This is a genomic window from Tropicimonas marinistellae (genome assembly GCF_001509585.1).
GTDB classification, from domain to species: domain Bacteria; phylum Pseudomonadota; class Alphaproteobacteria; order Rhodobacterales; family Rhodobacteraceae; genus Tropicimonas; species Tropicimonas marinistellae.
Genome location: NZ_LNCI01000030.1, coordinates 1 through 3,025, shown reverse-complemented (window position 1 = coordinate 3,025; position 3,025 = coordinate 1). Strand labels below are relative to the sequence as shown.

The window sequence follows — 3,025 nt, the reverse complement described above, 5'->3', positions numbered from 1 at the left end:
GACGTGAAGATAGGTTCACCTAGGGAAGTATTTCCGGGCGAGAGCCGGGTTGCGATGACGCCTGAGAGTGCGGTTGCGTTGCAGAAGCTTGGGTATGATTGCGCGGTTGAGAGCGGCGCGGGGGTTTCTGCGGGGTTTTCGGACGCGGTTTATGCGGCGGCGGGTGTGGAGGTTTTGCCGGGGGCGGAGGCGCTTTACGCGGCCTGTGACATCATCGCCAAGGTGCGGCCGCCGACGGAGACGGAGGTGGGCTATCTGAGCGGTGACAAGACGCTGATTTCCTTCTTCTATCCGGCGTCGAACGAGGCGCTGATGGGGGCGGCGACGGAGACCGGGGCCTCGGTGATCGCGATGGACATGGTACCGCGGATCTCGCGTGCGCAGAAGATGGACGCGCTTTCCTCGATGGCCAATATCGCGGGCTACCGGGCGGTGATCGAGGCGGGCAACAATTTCGGGCGTTTCTTCACCGGCCAGGTGACGGCGGCCGGCAAGGTGCCGCCGGCGAAGGTTCTCGTCGTGGGCGCGGGCGTGGCGGGGCTGGCGGCGATCGGCACCTCGACCTCGCTCGGCGCCATCACCTATGCCTTCGACGTGCGCCCCGAGGTGGCCGAGCAGATCGAATCCATGGGCGCGGAATTCGTCTTCCTGGAGTTCGAGGAGGCGCAGACGGACGGGGCGGCCACGGGCGGCTATGCCGCGCCCTCGAGCCCGGAATTCCGCGAGGCGCAGCTGGCGAAGTTCCGCGAGCTGGCCCCGGAGATGGACATCGTCATCACCACCGCGCTGATCCCGAACCGGGACGCGCCGGTGCTCTGGACGAAGGACATGGTGGAGGCGATGAAGCCGGGCTCGGTGATCGTCGACCTGGCCGCCGAGCGCGGCGGCAATTGCGAGCTGACGGTGAAGGACGAGAAGATCGTCACCGACAATGGCGTGACCATCGTCGGCTACACCGACTTCCCCTCGCGGATGGCGGCGCAGAGCTCGTCGCTCTATGCCACCAACATCCGCCACATGATGACCGACCTGACGCCCGGGAAGGACGGCACGGTCAACCACGACATGGAGGACGACGTGATCCGCGGCGCGACGATCGCGCATGCCGGCGAGATCACCTTCCCGCCGCCGCCGCCCAAGGTGGCCGCGATTGCCGCGCGGAAGCCGGCAGAGAAGCCAAAGGAGCTGACGCCGGAGGAGCGCAAGGCGCAGGAGGCCGCGGCCTTCCGGGCGCAGACCCGGCAGCAGGTGACGCTGCTGGTCGTCGGCGCGGCGCTGATACTGGGCGTGGGGCTGGTGGCGCCGGCCTCGTTCATGCAGCATTTCATCGTCTTCGTGCTGGCGGTCTTCGTGGGCTTCCAGGTGATCTGGGGCGTGGCGCACAGCCTGCACACGCCGCTGATGGCGGTGACCAACGCGATCTCCTCGATCATCATCCTGGGCGCGCTGATGCAGATCGGCTCGGGGTCCTTCCTGGTGATCCTTCTGGCCGCGCTGTCGGTCTTCATGGCCGGGATCAACATCTTCGGCGGCTTCCTCGTGACACGGCGCATGCTCGCCATGTTCCAGAAATCGTAAGGAGACGGGGACAATGGAATTCGGATTCACGACGGCGGCCTATGTGGTCGCGGCTGTCCTCTTCATCCTGAGCCTGGGCGGGCTCTCGGGGCAGGAAAGCGCGAAACGCGCGGTCTGGTACGGCATCGCGGGCATGGCGCTGGCGGTGATCGCGACGCTGATCGGGCCCGGCGCCGGGCTGTGGCTGCTCTCGGTGGTGCTGATTGCCGCCGGCGGCGCCATCGGCGTGGTGGTGGCCAAGCGGGTGCAGATGACCGAGATGCCGCAGCTGGTGGCGGCGATGCACAGCCTCGTCGGCCTGGCGGCGGTCTTCGTCGGCTTCAACGCGCATTTCGAGCTCGGCCGGGTGCTGGCGATGGACGCGGCGGGGCGCGAGGCGCTCGAGGGCTTCGCGGCGGTGCTGGCGCACAAGGACGGGGTGGAGCAGTCGATCCTGCGGGTGGAGCTGTTCCTGGGCATCTTCATCGGCGCGGTGACCTTCACCGGCTCGGTGATCGCCTTCGGCAAGCTCGCGGGCAAGGTGACCTCTGCCGCCACCAAGCTGCCGGGCGGGCATGCGCTCAACGCCGGCGCGGCGGTGCTCTCGCTCATATGCCTCATCTGGTACTTCAACACCGGCGGCTTCTTCCCGCTCTTCCTGATGACGCTGGCCGCGCTCTTCATCGGCTACCACCTGATCATGGGGATCGGCGGGGCGGACATGCCGGTGGTGGTCTCGATGCTCAACTCCTACTCGGGCTGGGCCGCGGCGGCGATCGGCTTCAGCCTCGGCAACGACCTGCTGATCGTGGTCGGCGCGCTGGTGGGCTCCTCGGGCGCGATCCTGAGCTACATCATGTGCAAGGCGATGAACCGCAGCTTCATCAGCGTGATCCTCGGCGGCTTCGGCGGCACCGGCGCGCCGGCGGCGGAGGTCGAGGGCGAGCAGATCGCCATCGACGCCGACGGCGTGGCGGGGCTGCTGGAGGACGCCGACAGCGTGATCATCGTGCCGGGCTACGGCATGGCGGTGGCGCAGGCGCAGCAGAACGTGGCCGAGCTGACGCGCCGGCTGCGCGCCCGGGGCAAGGAGGTGCGCTTCGGCATCCACCCGGTCGCCGGCCGCCTGCCGGGGCACATGAACGTGCTGCTGGCGGAGGCCAAGGTGCCCTACGACATCGTGCTGGAGATGGACGAGATCAACGACGACTTCCCCGAAACGGATGTCGCGATCATCATCGGCTCCAACGACATCGTGAACCCGGCGGCCCAGGAGGACCCCAACTCCCCCATCGCCGGCATGCCGGTGCTCGAGGTCTGGAAATCCAAATCCGTCATCGTCTCCAAACGCGGCCAGGGCACCGGATATTCCGGCATCCAGAACCCGCTCTTCTTCAAGGACAACACACGCATGTTCTTCGGGGACGCCAAAAAATCCCTCGACGACCTCCTCGCGAGAATCAGTTGA

General features: G+C 67.2%; 2 protein-coding genes. Both read left to right on the top strand.

Annotated features, from left to right (window positions below; translation table 11 throughout):
- Positions 1 to 3 precede the first annotated feature (3 nt).
- Positions 4 to 1,578 (top strand): Re/Si-specific NAD(P)(+) transhydrogenase subunit alpha, encoded by a 1,575-nt coding sequence (locus tag ARC39_RS25060; protein WP_068119601.1) that lies wholly within the window; start codon positions 4 to 6, stop codon positions 1,576 to 1,578.
- 13 nt (positions 1,579 to 1,591) lie between these two features.
- A complete protein-coding gene (locus tag ARC39_RS25055) occupies positions 1,592 to 3,025 on the top strand; it encodes an NAD(P)(+) transhydrogenase (Re/Si-specific) subunit beta (protein ID WP_068119598.1) in 1,434 nt (477 codons plus the stop codon).